The organism is Stieleria sedimenti, from assembly GCF_025060895.1.
GTDB lineage: Bacteria > Planctomycetota > Planctomycetia > Pirellulales > Pirellulaceae > Stieleria > Stieleria sedimenti.
Genome location: NZ_JANZKV010000034.1, coordinates 1 through 15,004, shown reverse-complemented (window position 1 = coordinate 15,004; position 15,004 = coordinate 1). Strand labels below are relative to the sequence as shown.

Annotated in this window: 13 protein-coding genes; 7 read left to right on the top strand and 6 right to left on the bottom strand. The window is 59.0% G+C overall.

The window, feature by feature from the left end; genetic code table 11:
• The first annotated feature begins 29 nt into the window (after nt 1-29).
• The gene (locus NZK35_RS04660) at nt 30-527 is read left to right on the top strand and encodes a hypothetical protein (protein WP_259631432.1); all 498 of its coding nucleotides are present in this window, start codon (nt 30-32) and stop codon (nt 525-527) included.
• A 57-nt stretch (nt 528-584) separates the two neighbouring features.
• On the opposite strand, the gene thiD is transcribed toward NZK35_RS04660, so the two are convergent.
• Nucleotides 585-1,466, bottom strand: a complete 882-nt coding sequence (gene thiD / locus NZK35_RS04655; RefSeq protein ID WP_259631431.1) for a bifunctional hydroxymethylpyrimidine kinase/phosphomethylpyrimidine kinase — start codon at nt 1,464-1,466, stop codon at nt 585-587.
• Nucleotides 1,467-1,853: 387 nt separating this feature from the next.
• Here thiD and NZK35_RS04650 point away from each other — a divergent pair, with 387 nt between their 5' ends.
• The 4 genes from NZK35_RS04650 to NZK35_RS04635 all read left to right on the top strand — a co-directional run bounded on the left by NZK35_RS04650 (nt 1,854) and on the right by NZK35_RS04635 (nt 5,863).
• Nucleotides 1,854-3,107 (top strand): alginate lyase family protein, encoded by a 1,254-nt coding sequence (locus tag NZK35_RS04650; protein ID WP_259631430.1) that lies wholly within the window; start codon nt 1,854-1,856, stop codon nt 3,105-3,107.
• A gap of 79 nt (nt 3,108-3,186) precedes the next feature.
• Nucleotides 3,187-3,384 carry a hypothetical protein gene (locus NZK35_RS04645; protein ID WP_259631429.1) on the top strand — a complete coding sequence of 66 codons (198 nt, stop codon included), beginning with the start codon at nt 3,187-3,189 and terminating at the stop codon, nt 3,382-3,384.
• 132 nt (nt 3,385-3,516) lie between these two features.
• Nucleotides 3,517-4,551, top strand: a complete 1,035-nt coding sequence (locus NZK35_RS04640) for an alpha/beta hydrolase family protein (protein WP_259631428.1) — start codon at nt 3,517-3,519, stop codon at nt 4,549-4,551.
• A gap of 964 nt (nt 4,552-5,515) precedes the next feature.
• Nucleotides 5,516-5,863, top strand: a complete 348-nt coding sequence (locus NZK35_RS04635; protein WP_259631427.1) for a winged helix-turn-helix domain-containing protein — start codon at nt 5,516-5,518, stop codon at nt 5,861-5,863.
• A gap of 137 nt (nt 5,864-6,000) precedes the next feature.
• Here the strand turns inward: NZK35_RS04635 and NZK35_RS04630 are convergent, their stop codons facing one another.
• Together NZK35_RS04630 and NZK35_RS04625 are read right to left on the bottom strand one after the other, a co-directional pair.
• Nucleotides 6,001-7,404, bottom strand: a complete 1,404-nt coding sequence (locus NZK35_RS04630; protein ID WP_259631426.1) for a DUF1552 domain-containing protein — start codon at nt 7,402-7,404, stop codon at nt 6,001-6,003.
• A 55-nt stretch (nt 7,405-7,459) separates the two neighbouring features.
• On the bottom strand, nt 7,460-10,228 hold the full coding sequence (locus NZK35_RS04625) for a DUF1592 domain-containing protein (protein ID WP_259631425.1): 2,769 nt from the start codon (nt 10,226-10,228) through the stop codon (nt 7,460-7,462).
• Nucleotides 10,229-10,415: 187 nt separating this feature from the next.
• On the opposite strand from NZK35_RS04625, the gene NZK35_RS04620 reads away from it, so the two are divergent.
• Together NZK35_RS04620 and NZK35_RS04615 are read left to right on the top strand one after the other, a co-directional pair.
• On the top strand, nt 10,416-10,574 hold the full coding sequence (locus NZK35_RS04620; protein WP_259631424.1) for a hypothetical protein: 159 nt from the start codon (nt 10,416-10,418) through the stop codon (nt 10,572-10,574).
• Nucleotides 10,555-10,749: a dipeptidase gene (locus NZK35_RS04615; protein WP_259631423.1), complete on the top strand. Its 195-nt coding sequence runs from the start codon at nt 10,555-10,557 to the stop codon at nt 10,747-10,749. Before NZK35_RS04620 ends, NZK35_RS04615 begins: the two co-directional genes overlap by 20 nt.
• Nucleotides 10,750-10,814: 65 nt before the next feature.
• Here the strand turns inward: NZK35_RS04615 and NZK35_RS04610 are convergent, their stop codons facing one another.
• Genes NZK35_RS04610 through NZK35_RS04600 form a run of 3 tightly spaced genes read right to left on the bottom strand, consistent with a single transcriptional unit; the run spans nt 10,815 to nt 14,825 of the window.
• The gene (locus tag NZK35_RS04610) at nt 10,815-12,338 is read right to left on the bottom strand and encodes a tripartite tricarboxylate transporter permease (protein WP_259631422.1); all 1,524 of its coding nucleotides are present in this window, start codon (nt 12,336-12,338) and stop codon (nt 10,815-10,817) included.
• A 1-nt stretch (nt 12,339) separates the two neighbouring features.
• On the bottom strand, nt 12,340-13,674 hold the full coding sequence (locus NZK35_RS04605) for a tripartite tricarboxylate transporter substrate-binding protein (RefSeq protein WP_259631421.1): 1,335 nt from the start codon (nt 13,672-13,674) through the stop codon (nt 12,340-12,342).
• On the bottom strand, nt 13,671-14,825 hold the full coding sequence (locus NZK35_RS04600; RefSeq protein WP_259631420.1) for a sialidase family protein: 1,155 nt from the start codon (nt 14,823-14,825) through the stop codon (nt 13,671-13,673). Before NZK35_RS04600 ends, NZK35_RS04605 begins: the two co-directional genes overlap by 4 nt.
• Between the last annotated feature and the right edge of the window lie 179 nt (nt 14,826-15,004).

Genomic DNA, 15,004 nt, shown 5'->3' with positions numbered 1-15,004 from the left:
CAGACACTCCACCCGTCCAAAGCGATCCCATGGAAATTCTCGACATCCTCTCACGCATCGTTCACGTCGGTACGGCGATCACTCTGGTCGGCGGAAGCGTGTTCACGGCGTTCGTGTTGATGCCATCGGCCAAAGAGCTGGGCGACGAACCGCACCGCCAATTGGCCGCGGCCATCACGTCGCGGTGGAAACGGTTTGTCCACGTCGGGGTGCTGCTGTTTCTCGTCAGCGGACTGTACAACTACTATCGCGCGATTCCAGCGCACCAGGGCGACGGACTCTACCACGCCCTGGTGGGCACGAAGATGTTGCTCGCACTGGCCGTCTTTTTCATCGCCGCGGCCCTCGTCGGGCGAAGTGCCAAACTGCAACCGATCCGCGACAAGAAAGCCACCTGGATCAAGATTCTGGTACTGCTGGCGGCGATCATCGTCGCCATCTCCGGATATGTCAAAGTCGGCGGCGGCGCGAAAGCCGCGCCGCCAGTGGGTGCGACGACGGTGTCGCGTGGAATCGATGTGGGATAGGCTTCCCGCCTTTCATTGCGGCACCGACAGGCTGGAAGCCTATCTCACCTTGGCGTCTCAATTGGTTGTTCCGGCATCCTTTCCCGCGTGCAAAACACGATGCTCGACAGGGCGACAGCCTTGGCCTAGCGGCGGCGATAGCTCAAGCGAGGTGTGAACGGCGGAAATCGCACCTTGCACCGCGGAACTCATCCGAAGGGCATGTGGATGCTTGGGACTGCTTAACGTCAACAGTGCCGCGATGGTCGCCGACAAACTGCAGCCGGCACCGTGACCATGGTTTCCCGGCACATCTGCCACGCCGATGCAAGTCACGTGTTCATCGTCGGCAAGGATGTGTTGCCGATCCCCGTCGATCACCCCGGCTTTGATCAACACATACTTTGGCCCCAACTGATGCAGGTCATGGGCGGCCTGGCAAAAGGAATCCAGATCGGTGAGTTTCCGCCCCAGGATGGCTTCGACTTCATAGCGGTTCGGCGTGATCAGGGTGGCGATCGGAAACAGGTGCTCGCGGTACGCATCCGTCATGCTGCTGTCGCCCAACAGATCGCCGTGCTTGCTGATCAAGACCGGGTCGACGATCAAGTCGCCTGGATACGTTTCCAAGCGTTTCGCGATCGCGCGGACGATTGCTGGACTTCCCAGCGCGCCCGTTTTGATCGCCAGCGGAGGGATGTCTTCCAAGACGCACTGGAGTTGTTCCGACACCAAATCGACGGGCAAAACCTCGACACGTTTGACTCCGACGGTGTTCTGAACCGTCAACAACGTCACCACGCTCATCCCGTAGACACCGTTCTGCTGAAACGCTTTCAAGTCCGCTTGAAGCCCCGCGCCGCCGCTGGGATCGGATCCGGCAATCGTCAAGGCAACCGATTTGCGGGCAATGGAAAAGGACAGGTTGGGCGCATCGCCGGCAGACGTTGTGGGTTTCATGAGCGTGGGAGTATCCGGCAAACAAGAGGAAGATCCAGTGCTGAAAAGTCGGCGTTTTTCCGCGAACTTGCTGCCCATGATTGCCGCTGCCTTGCGTTGTCGCAATCTGCCTTGGGTTGATGGCCAATCACGGCCACGTCACCGTCCCTACGGGCCAGATCGGCGCGGTCCAACCATTGACGGCCTGTGACCTGCCGCAAGCTCCCCCATCCGTCGGCGAATTGGAACGCTTCTCGTCGTTGACGTTACAATGGAAAGGTAGAAAGCGCGGCGGCGATGACGGCGGTTTTGCGAAAGCAAGTATTTCTCTGACGCTGTGATTGGCGTGCTCACGTTTCGGGTTCTTCGAGGAACAAGCGACTTCCATTCATTCAATCAATCCGCCTCATGAACGCGACACTCACCAGATGGATTTGTATCACGGCGTATTGCTCGTTGGCTGCCGCACCCCTCGCCGCCCAAGCACCAACCGCGGACCCACCGCCAAAGACCTTGATCTGCGACGGTGTCGGGATGGCCCATGTGCGATCGAACGGGCGAAACGCCGCCGCTGATTTGCATCTTGCAATCGTTGACTTGCAATCCGAAGCCGACGCGTGTCTTGATGAGGGGCCATGGACGGTTGTGTCCAAAACCATCTTTCCGCCCAGCGGCGACAAACACGATTACATGAGCGTGGGACCGTATTGGTGGCCCGATCCCAACAAGGTCGATGGAAAGCCCTACATTCGACGCGACGGGAAAGTCAACCCGGAACGGATGGAATACGACAACGTCGGTTTGAAACACACCTGCAACAACAGTCTGACCTTGGCGCTCGCTTGGTACTACACAGGCAATCCGAACTATGCCGAGCACGCCGCCGAAGTGTTGCGGACCTACTTTCTGCGGCCGGAAACGGCGATGAATCCGAATTTGAACTTCGGACAGGCCATTCCGGGCAGGACCCAGGGGCGGGGGATCGGGATCATTGACACGGCCGGATTGATCCGTGCCGTCGATGCAGCCCGGCTGCTGGAGGAGTCCCCGGCCTGGACCGACAGCGACGGACGGGGGCTGAGAAATTGGCTTGCGCAGTACCTCGATTGGCTTCGCAACAGCCGCAACGGTCGTGACGAAGACCGAACGAAAAACAATCATGCGACATGGTACGACACCCAGGTCGCCTGCTTTGCCATTTACACCAATCAGCCAGAACTTGCCCGCGACGTCTTGCAGGCCGCCGCGAAACGCCGCATCGATACCCAAATCCGTGCCGACGGCATGCAACCGCACGAATTGGCGCGGACGAAGTCCTGGGATTATTCGGTCATGAATCTCAAGGCCTTTTTCAATCTCGCCAGGCTCGGTGAACATGTCGGCGTCGACTTGTGGAACCACCGCACCGAGGGCAGCGGCGGGATCCGAGACGCTCTGGACGCGTTGATCCCCTACGCGTTGGCAAAACGGGCATGGAAACACGAGCAAATCACATCGCTCGAAGGCAGCAAACTCGCCGAATTGCTTCGCCGCGCCGCGGTCGCCTACGATGAGCCAGCCTACGAGGCGACGCTGAAACGTTTGTTATCCGACGATGACCAACTGAATTCGACACGCTTTCAGTTGACGCATCCGAATCGCAGCGTGAAGCCCCATCCCTGATCACTCACGCCAGTCGCAACGGAGCGGTTGATCCATCGCTACGGTTCGTCAGTCCGTCACCAATCACCGAGGAGATCCAATGAACCCCGATCCCAATCCCCAACCCGACACCGATCACGACGAATCAAAGATCCACGCCGAAGAAGTCAAGGATCGGCACACGACGCACTGGGACAGGGACTACCTGTCCACCGAGGAACTCGACGCCGCCTACCGAGAAGGCCGCGAGAAAACGAACAAAAACGAGGGCGAGGATTCCACCGACTCGGACGACTGACCGTCCGCGCCGCCTCTCGCCACAGCGGACGCAACACGTCATTTTCTTGTCACCCATTTTCCCGTCGCCATTTCTCCAACACCTTTTTCCTGTCGATCATTGTTCTGCCAATCCAGCCAACGAGCCTCCACGATGCGTCCACTCCGATTGATCTGGTTCGCCGCCGCCGTCGGCTGTGGCTTGATCTGCTTCGGCGACGAATCCGCACCCGTCGTAACGAGCGTCGTACCGCTAGAGCTGATCGGCAATTCCTACCAAGCGACCGATTCGATCAACATCGGCAACGAGCAATCACAAGACGCCCTGGCATGTTTGAACGGATTGATTTGGAACCCCTCGGCGTTCGAGACCAAGTGCACCGCTGCCGATGAGCTCCGTGGCGATGTCACGGTGCGTTTTCCGTCCCCCATCGACACCGGCAATCCGCCGAACGACTCGGTCGCGATGGAGTGGTACGTTGCACGGGATGAACAACGGCGTCCCAAACGTGCCAAAGCGGTCGTGGTGGTTCACGAATCGGGCAGCAAGATGCCGGTGGGACGCATGTTTGCCCATGGATTTCACCACTGTGGTTTCCATGCCTTTCTGATTCATCTGCCGCACTACGGCAAACGTCGCGACAACGGCAAAAAGCCCGACGACGCAGTTTTCTTCACCGCGATGCGGCAGGCGATCGCCGATGTCCGCCGCGCCCGAGACGCCGTCGCGTGCCTCCCGTACGTCGATGATTCGAGCATTTCACTGCAAGGCACCAGTTTGGGCGGATTCGTTTCGGCAACCGCAGCATCGATCGACGATGGCTACGACCACGTCTTCATCACCCTGGCCGGCGGAAACCTGTTGAACGTGATTGGAAACGGAACGAAAGACGCCGCCAAGGTGCGCGAGCGATTGCAAGAAGCAGGCATCACCGGCGAACAACTTCGATCGCTCGTCGATCAGATCGAACCGACGCGTGTCGCACATCGGCTGGCTCCCGACCGCACTTGGCTCTACTCCGGAACCTTCGACACCGTCGTTCCGATGTCCAGCGCCAACGCCTTGGCGACGTCCGCCAAATTGGATCCGTCACATCACATCAGGCTATTGGCCAATCACTACTCGGGCATCATCTACCTGCCCGCGATCATCGACCACATGCGAAACCAGATCGAATCGGCCGAGTAACCCTCGAGATCAAGTCACGCCTACCAGCTGGACATCGGTGTCGACACAACTTAAGAAAACCCTGCCTGACAGGACCTCAACAGGGAGGGTGGCTGCTAATCGCGGCGTCCATGAGAACGACGATTCCCACCCTTCTAAGGCGATTGCCGGGCCGGAAAATTGAGCCCGCGGAGGGCATCCAGGAGGGAGATTTTGCTGTCACAACTGACGTCGAACAGATTGAAGTCGCGATCGACCCGGGGGCGGATCAACGGGATCTACCCCCGTGCCGTCTTCGACGGCGCACGGCGAGTTCGTTGAGGACGCGCAATGCGTCCAAGGGGCTGGAGATGCCGTTGGCGGAGACATCCGTGGGCGTAACCGATCCGGCCTTCGCCGGCGCAAACGACAACGCCCAATTCCTGGGCCAACTCGCTTGCGAAACTTCCGTTGAATCCGCAACGACAAGCGACAAGGTGTAATTTCCCGGCCTGAAAACCGTTTTGGCGAAGCAAGTTCGCCATGAACACCGTGTACGAATGAGGAACTGAGCATTCGATCGGCATTGTCAATGACTGCGTCATCCCACGGATCAGCCCTGAGGATGATGCCCTGACGCAATGCTTGCGGACTGTCGACGCTCGTCGGTATCTCGACCGTGGGAGAAGAGGATCCTCGGCTTCAACCGCCATTTGCTGCGGAAATCACCGCGAGAACGACGAGAAATTGAGTGCTCATAAAAATCGAACGCAGCTTTCGAGAAGCATTTTTGAATTCCCGTTGTGGAAATTTGACCGCCTATCCAACCCGACACGGGAGATCCCGGCCGCCCTATCGAGACAATCCGAAGCGGGCCGGCCGCGTCGCAGGGGCCGGATTTCAAGGCGATCCGGACGAAGAGGTTGTGTGAACGATTGGACCGTTGCAAAATAGGGCTGGGCGCGTTCCCCCAAGAAATCTCACAACCTGAAAAAGGGGCGTATCGATGGCTAAAAAGAAAGCGGACAAAACGTCGAAATCGAAGACGGTGGCGCAGCCGGACGTCGAGTCACCCAAGGTGCAGACCAATGGTGCGTCGAAGAAGTCGAGTTCCAATGGCGCTCCCAAAAAATCGTCCTCCCCACGGCGGACCTTTGACAATTCCGAAATCGGTCTGGTCGCCGGCGAGGTTTGGCAGACGCTCGAAGGTCGCGGTGAGCAAACCCTGACCAGCGTCAAGAAGAGCGTCGAAGCGCCGGGTGACCTGGTGACCGCCGCGGTCGGCTGGTTGGCCCGCGAAAACAAACTCCGCTTCGTCCAATCGGGCCGGACCACCAAGGTCACGCTTCAGTAGTCGCACCCGATCGCCGGACGAACACCCGTGCGTCGCGCTGGGGGGCGTTGTATCAATGCCAGCTACTTTTGCTCTGAAGGTGTGAGCGGAACGGCGCGAGCGGNNAGAACCCGACTAAATCGACAACCCGCAGCGGATCAGATACTTTCAACCACTCCCGTGCTGTCGGCGAACGAATCGGTTTGGACGCCCAGTCGTTGCAGCATCGTCACGTAGAGGTTCGACAGCGGCAGGTCTTCCCCTTTCGCTTCGTCTTGCCACGGTTCACGCTTGCCCAACCATGGGCCGCCTTGGAAATTTTCACCCGCGTGATTGAAATACTGCCCGTGCTTGAATCCCATCTGTTTGCCGCCGGCCAAAATCAACGGGTAATTGCGTGACAAATGGAATGCACTCGATGCCGATCCCAACAGCAACAGCGTGTTGTCCAGCATGCTACCGCTGCCGCTCGGTTCGGGTGTCGCCTTGAGCTTGCCGATGAACCGTCCGTATTCTTCGTTCAGGAAACGGCAATAGGTGCCAAAGTTTTTCCAGCCGTCGGGATTCTTCGTCTCGTGCGACAATTGATGGGCCAGATTGAATCCGACCGCACGCGCCAGATGATCGCTGCGTCCGACTCCGTTTTCCCGTCCGATCTGGTAGGTCGCCACACGTGTCGAGTCGGTCTTGAATGCCAGGAAGATCAATTCGAACATCGTCTGCAGATACTCGCGTGGCTCTTCGGTGGTCAGTTCCAGATTCAATTGATCGCCATCGACACTGGGGAGCGGCGCCCCCAGCCAACGCTTCGCCTTTTCGACCTTGATCTCGGCTTGTCGAACCGAGTCCAGGTATTCATCCAGGCTGCGTCGATCGGTGGTCGACAGTGATTGTCGCAGACGTCGCGCATCCTCCAGCATTTCGTCCAGCGCGCTGCGACTGAGCAGCAACCGGCGAGCCGAATCGGCGTCGTTTTTCACGAACAATCGATCAAAAATCTGTTTGGGCCGATGCTCGGCAGGAATCGGCCGCCCGTTGCGATCAAACGAAATCGTGTGTGTTCCGCGCGCGGTGCCCGTTCCCCCGTCGGTCGACATCACCAACGACGCAAAACGAGTCTGGTCCCCGACGTATTTCGCGTATGCTTGGTCCAATGAGATTGTGTTCTCGTACTCTTTGTCACCGCCGCCGGTGGCCGCTGCGGTCAGAAACTGATCGGCGTTGTTGTGACCGTGAACGTCGCGCGACTTCGGATGCGAAAAACCAGACAGCACCGTCAAATCATCTTTGAGCGGCTCGAGTGGTTCCATGCATTTGGAGAACGTGAACTCGTTGCCGCCACCATGGGGAAACCAGGACCAGTCTTCGTAGGCCGGGTCTGCCGGCAAGGGCATCGGCACACCGTCGGGAAAGTAAAAGCAGCCGAGACGTTTCGGGTTCTCGCGTGCCTCCGCGCCGCGAGCCATCGGCCCCCACATCGATCCGAACATCGGCAATGCCAACGCCCACCCGCTGCCTCTCAGGAATCGACGACGATCAATCATATTCATGTTCCATGCCATGGGCGGCTTCCCCTGTGAATGCTAACGTTGACGTGTAACGGCTTGGGTTCGGTGTTTACATGGATCGAAACAGCTCGCTTTGAACGATCGCTTCGACGGCGGTTCTCAGTCCATCGCCATTGCGGCGAACGCGAGCGGTGATCGCGTCAATTTCCGCTCGATCGGAAAACGCCAAAGGGCGGCCCAATGCGTATGTGGCCAGCTTGGACACCATCGCTCGGACAAATTGATCCTGCCGGTTGAGCAACAGGAATCGTTTCAAGCCATCCATGCCTTCGAGCGTTTGGTGATTGAACAACTCACTGGACGCGTCGATCGGTTTGCCTCGAACTTCATCACGCCACTTGCCCAACGCATCGTAGTTTTCGAATGCGATACCCCAAGGGTCAATCTTGCTGTGACACGACATGCACGCGGCGTGATTGCGGTGGTCTTCAATGCGTTCTTTCAACGTCATCTTCGCGATTTCCGGATCGGCCAGATCGATCTGCGGGACGGCGGGCGGCGGCGGGGGTGGCGGATCACCGAGGACGCTTTCAAGCAACCAAATCGCCCGTTTGAGCGGGTGGGAATCAGGCCAATCGGAATTCATCGACAGCAACCCGGCCTGCGTCAGCAAGCCTCCACGGCGAAACCCTTCGTCCAGCGAAACGCGGCGGAAATGGTTGCCGTAAACACCGGACAAGCCATAGTGCCCGGCCAGTCGCTCGTTGACCATGGCGTAGTCGCAGTGGATGAAGTCCAACACGCTCGCATTGTCTTGCAGCATCTGGTCGAACAAGGCAACCGGCTCGTGCTGCATGGCTTCTTTCAATAGCGGATCGAAGCCGGGCAGATGTTGTTTGAAGTTCAGGAAATCAAGCAACTGCATGTCCAGCCACTGATCCACAAAGTGTTTGGAGAAACGTTCGCTGCGGGGATCGTCAAGCATCCGCTGGACCTGCGATGCCAGGATACCGCTGTCGGTCAGCTGCCCGGCATCCGCCAGTGTCAACAATTCCTGGTCGGGAATGCTGCACCACAGGAACAACGACAATCGATTGGCCAACGCATGTGCATCGATCGGCGGCCCGTCGGTGGATTCGTTGCTCGTTTGCGCGTTGCTCGTGTTCCAGACGTATAAGAACTGTGGCGACGAGAGCACGGTCGCCAGGACCTCGACGACGGCTTCTTCAAAGCTGTCACATTGCGGGCGCATGGCGACGAAAAGCTCCAGCTTGCGATCGATCTCCGCGTCGCTGATCGGTCGCCGCCACGCTCGGGTCATGAACGCTGCGATGCTCGTTCGGGCAGCAGCCAATTCGTCGCTGGAGTCTTCAGTCGCGGTAAAGATGCGTTGATGCGACTGAGACGGCCACTGGTCATACACCGGTGCAGCGACGTGCACGAAATCGATCTGGATCTCCGACGACGACGCCGAGCTGTTGACCAAGCGGATGTATTCCGATGGGCTAGGCGTGACGCCCATCGGCGACGTTTTCCGGACCGAGTTGCGGGGATAGATTTCACCCAGTGGCACGTCCCACTGGATGATCTGTGGTTGGTCCGGGCCAGCCGTGACCGGTGTGTCTTCGCTGCTGACTCGTAGCAACGCACGGCCTTCGTTGCTGGCTTGCCAGCCGAACAGCAACTGCAGGCTGGGAAAGCCATCGCCCATGGTGTTCACTCGCGACGCTCGAACGGTCACCCGCATCGTACCTTCATCAGGCAACTGATTGCCCAGTTCGACGATCAGCCGCGTTCCCATTCCGTTCGGCAGAATCGCGACGCAGTCGTCTGGGTCGGGAAACGCGGCACGCTGCTCCGAGGGCGCAAACGCATACCGCGCGCCGTGGTATCGCCACTCGGCCTTTGCCGTCCGGCCACTGGACAGGTCTTTGTAATACGCCCCACGCGGCGGTTGACGAAACGTTTTTTGTAGCTCCTCCAGTTCGACCGTGAGCTTCTCCGGATCGTCTGTCCATTTTTCTTTCAGCTCGTTGATCTGTTTGTCTTGCTTGGCCCACTCGCGCTGGGCGGCATCCTTCATCGCGATCCCCCAGTACCGCGTCGTCGGCTTGTCGCCCGTCGCCGTCACTCGATCGAGCGTGTTGCGGGCGATCCGGTGATAGGTCTCGAAGTGCGTGACCGACAAATGCAACACATCGGAACTGTTCTCGAAGCCTTCTTCGGAGTGGGGTTCCGGGGGCAGATCTCTGGCAAAGTCCCAGGGAACACCGAATAGGTCTTGCAACGCGTAGTTGTATTCGTACCGCGTCATGCGTCGAAACGCGGAATGACCGCCAGAGCGACGTCGCACGATGGAAGCGGTTTGCAGTTCACCGGAAAGCCAATCGACAAGCAGCCGCCGCTCGTCGTCACTGAACTCGCCCGCGTCAGGCGGTGGCATTTCGCCCTTGGTGATGGCCGCAAAGATTTCGGACCACCAATCGGTATCGCCACCGGTCAACAGATTCGGATCAAGCGTGTCGATTCGGACGTTGCCTTCGACGGTATCGGGGCCATGACAATCGAGACAGTTTTGTTCCAAGAGTGGCTTGATCGTTGATTCGAACTGGGCCAGATTCGCTTGACGCGTTTCGGTCTTCCTCGGGCTCTCGCCTGGCTGATCATTCCCGGCGGCGAAGTCGTTGAACCGGGATCGCTCTCGCCCGATCGTCTTCAAATCGGCGAGGGTCGGTCGGCCGTCTGCACTCCCTGACGAGTGGGCGGCCGCGTCTGCGTTTGCTCGGAGCTGCTCGTCAGGCGTCTCCGCGCGGATCGACTCGGTGGCAACGGCGAGCGTGGCTGTCAGCAGCAACAATCGACTGGCTGTTCGTAACATGAGAAACATCGGAGGGGGGACCCATGGTGGCAGGTCGTCGTTCTGGCGGGCGGGATCCAAACGGCGAACTCGCCAAGCACCGAACCGGTTTCGATCAATCGTCGGCGGGAGCACGCGTCGGGACGCATCCATGATAGCAGGTGATCGCGAGTTGTCACCGATCCGGTCCAAGAACAAGAGTTTCGCGATGCCTATCGCGTCCGGCGTGACCTGTGTCTTCAACAACGCCGGTGACGAGGGACAAGACCCGATGCGGCTGATCAAGCGATTGGCCCGACATACCTACACAACCGACCAAGCAACCGCGATGCCGCGAAGAATTCCGCATGCTTTGGCCGGACGATGACTTCAAAACAACCTCGCAGATGAACCAAAGTCTCGCCTGGACGAATTGGCCGCTCTTCACCGTTGGCCTTGTTCAACGTGGTCACCGCGACGACGTCATCCGCCAGGTTATTGGCGGGAATGTGATGCGAGTCATCGAAGCGTTTCTGTCGTCGCTACCCGCATCGGCGGAATGATTGCTCACGACCGCGACGTCAACGCCCGTGGGCGAGGCATCGAGCAAGGGCGGTCACACGAACCGTCAAGCAGACTCCCTCCGACGCAGTTCCTGAATCGATCGCCGTAAGATGCTTGCGACGATGAAGGCTGTGACGATCGCCAACACGACGGCGATGGGGCGATTGAGCAAACCCAATGGGTTTCCGCCGGACGCGGTCAGCGATTGAATCAGACGTTCCTCCAGTGGCCCGCCGAGCACCAATCCCAGGACCACCGGGCCGAGCGGAACCCCCCGTCGATTTAATCCAAACCCCAGCAGTCCCGTCGCCAACATGATTCCGACATCGAACAGGCTGGCGTTGAGTGCATAAGAGCCGGTGACGCAAAACAACACGATGATCGGTAGCAGAATCTGCTTGGGAATCCGCACCAGACGAAGCCCCAAGCGGATCGCCAGGAAGCCGACCGGCAACATCACGAGATTCGCAATCAGAAACACAAGGTAAATGCCGTACACCAGCGATGGTTGACTCTCGAAGATTGCCGGCCCCGGTGTGACGTTCTTCATCAACAACACCCCGATCACGATCGCCGTGATGGAATCACCGGGAATGCCAAACACCAACGTCGGTATCCAGCCTCCGGCCAAGGCAGCACTGTTGGCCGTCGTGGCATCTCCGATCGCATCGATCGATTCCCCGTCTGCGTTCGAACCACGACCGCGTTTGGCCGCGGCGAACGTGACCCACGATGCGATATCGGCGCCGGCGCCAGGCAGCATCCCGATCAAGACCCCCATCAGGCTCGACCGGATCGTCCCTGATCGGCGCTTGACCAACCGAGTCACCAGTGCCGACCGTGAAGCCCCGATGATCGTGCCGAATGATACCGACGGTGCAACGGCACGCGCCCGACTGTCACCTCGCTTGGCCTGAGAAAGATTCGCAAACACCTCCGACAACCCGAACAGACCGATCATCGCCGGGATGAACGAAATCCCTTGATACAGCGCTACGGAATGAAAGGTGAATCGCGGTTCAAGATGCACCGCGCTCAGGCCGACCGTGGACAACAAGATCCCAAGAATCAAACTCAGTAACGCTTTCCAACGAGCGCCCGCCGGTACCACCAACACACAGCAACTGAGTCCGATCAAGTACAACCAAAAGTACTCAGTGACAGAAAACCAGCTCGCGACCGCTGCGAGTTGGCTGCCCAGCACCATCAAGAGGACCGCCCCGATGATGCCGCCGATCACGCTGCACGTCAGCGAGACGGACAAGACTTGCTGCGCCAGCCCCTTTTCCGACAACCGATACGCTTCATCGGCATACGCGGCCGACGCCGGCGTGCCCGGGATTCGCAACAGAACCGTCGGAATGTCGCCCGCAAAAATCGCACAGGCGACCATGGTCACGATCGCACCGATCGCGGCCACCGGATCCAACCAATACGCCACGGGGACAAATAAAGCCACGGCCATCGTTGCCGTCAATCCCGGGATGGCACCGACAAAGATCCCGTAGCACGCCGAGGCGACGACGATCAGCCAAACATCAACGCGGCCGAAAACATCACCGGCTGCTTGTAACAGTGCAGGATCCATATCACCAACCCAACCAGCCCCAGGGAAGGGGAACGCCAAGTACGACGGCGAAAACGTGATACAAGCTCGGAATGGTCACCATGGTCACAGTCACTGCGAGGCGCAATCCGACTCGCAACATCAGCAACATCGCAAGCAGCATCACGCCTGCGGAGATCACGTAGCCGAGCGTTTCACAAAGCACGATGAACAGACCAATGGCCGCAGCGAAACGCAACAACGTGTGAGAGTCGATCGCCAGATTTCCGGCCGCTACTGACTTCGTCTCCTCGTTCAGCGTCGACCTGGAGATGCCCCATCCAAACGCACCGACGACGATTCCCAGCGCCGCAAGGATCGATGGAAGAAAATAAGGGCCGATTGTTGATGAATGTGTTTGCTTCATTTGTGGTTGATTCAAAATCTCACCAAAGTCCGCATCCGTCTGCGTCAGAAACGCGTCAAACTGAACCCCGTCGGCGACCGCGACTTGGAATCCAGACGCCGCCATGAACTGACGAAACTCGTTGCTGTTGGCGACGTTCAAGACCGCCTGTCGCATCTTGGTGACACGATCCTCGGGAACACCTTTGGGAAACAGCAGCCCCCGCCAGGCCCCGATCGACCAGTCAATGCCCTGCTCGGCAAAGGTCGCAACCTCCGGCGCCGCCGGGCTTCGTTCCTTGCTCATCACCCCCAAGCATCGAACCTCTCCGGCATCGATCAATCCGCGAGCTTCGGGGATGGAGCAGCACACGATCTCCAAACCGCCGGCCATCATCTCCTGGAGCGAAGGTGCCGCTCCGTTGATCGAAACCCAGGTCACCGATCCGCTTGGTAGATCGATGCGGTCCAACCAACCCAACAATGCGAGGTGCCAAATCCCACCGGCCGCAGTTCCCGATGCCCGCAAGGATTCAGTTGATTGACGCAGCTTGGCCTCCAGATCCCGCAGCGAATGCCAAGGAGAATCTGCGGAAACGAAGATCGCTGCCGAATCTTGGTTGATCATCGCCAACGGCTCAAAGCTACCGGGCGTGATCGGGCACAGGCTGCGCCAGTGCAACATGTTTAGCTCCACCGTGGCCATGGTCAGTGTGTATCCGTCGGCCGTTGCGGTGGCACCACGCGTGTGCCCCGTCACGCCCCCGCCGCCGGTGGCGTTGACCACATTCACTGGCACACCGAGTTCGCGTTCAAGCTGCACCGCAAACTGCCGCGACACCCGATCCGTACCTCCACCCGCCGACCAGGGACAGACCAACGTGACCGGTCTGAAGGGCCATTCTTCACGGCGGTTGCACCCGACGGCCGCAAGGCATGCGACCAGCCAAACGATTGGGCAAATGAATTTCATTCCGTTTCCAGCGGGCCCGATGCGTCGCTGACGATCTGGCGCAACTTGGCCGAATCGCTGACCATCTGTCCCGCCGCGACATCCTCTTCGCGAAACGTTGCCATCAGAATCTGGCGTTCACCCGTGCGACTGAAGTCATAGATGATGCGGATGGTCCCGTCGGCTGCTTGTTGTCCATCGGGATACGAAACCTGATTACGTTCGTCCAGCAACAGACCGCCGCTCCATGTCTGACCATCGTCGTCGGACAGGAACGCGGTCAGGTGAGATCGCCCGATCCGCTCGTCGACGGGCCCGTGTTTGACCAACAGCAGCTTGCCAGAATTCAATCGACGGATGAAGAACCTGGCGCTAGGGTGGGCAATGTTGGAAGGAGCCAATTCTGGCCATGTGCGTCCTCCGTCAGTGGAAACACTTTCGCCGATTCCGTACCGTGTCCGCGCCAACATCCACAGCGTTCCGTCGCGTCGCTCGATCAACATGTGTTCGTCAAAGGCACGGTCTTTCTCCGGGACGTTGCAACCGCCCCGCAATGTCCACGTCGCCCCTTCGTCATCGGACACGATCACTCGGGCGCTGTGATCGGTCTTCCGCCACGTCGAAGCCGGCAGACCCCATTCGCCCGACGACAAGACCAGCGGTTTGCACATCATGACTCCATCGGTGACCCGCTCGGGCGCTTCGTAGTGCGGTCGGGCGTCATTCGGATTCGTAATGGTCAGAAACCAGACCCCGGCAATGGTGCCTTCGTGCCCGATGGCCTGAGCCCATGCCAGACGCAGTTTACCGTCCGGTGCCATCCACAGTTCCGGGTCGTAAGCTCGAACCGGACCGGCTTCGTCAGGGTCCACCACCAGCACTTCGGTCCACGTTTCGCCATCATCGTCGCTCGTGCTCAGCACGACGTAGTTATTCTGGTCTTCGCCGGGCGTGACTCCAGCGTACCAGGTTGCCCACAATCGACCACCGGGAGCAACCGCCAGACTCGGAATCCCTTGGAACGCGCGGTTGTCCGAGGAGTGAATTGGCTTGTCCGGTCGCACCACGGCCGGAGGTTTCAAAAACAGATCGCCATCATCGGCGACCGCCGTGATCGTCGGCAAGCAGAACAGACAACTCATCGCGGCAAGGCGAATCAATCGGCTAAGCATCAGGCATCCCGTAATACATCAATGAAGTCCTAGTCATAGCGTGCCACACCCTTGGCACGTTCTTCGCAGACGCAACAGTGTAGCAAGAACGATTTGAAAAGGCAGAATGAGACGGGACAGGATATGGTTCGAACCGCTCCGATCTCGGACCCAGAATCATTATCGCGGTAGGGACCGCC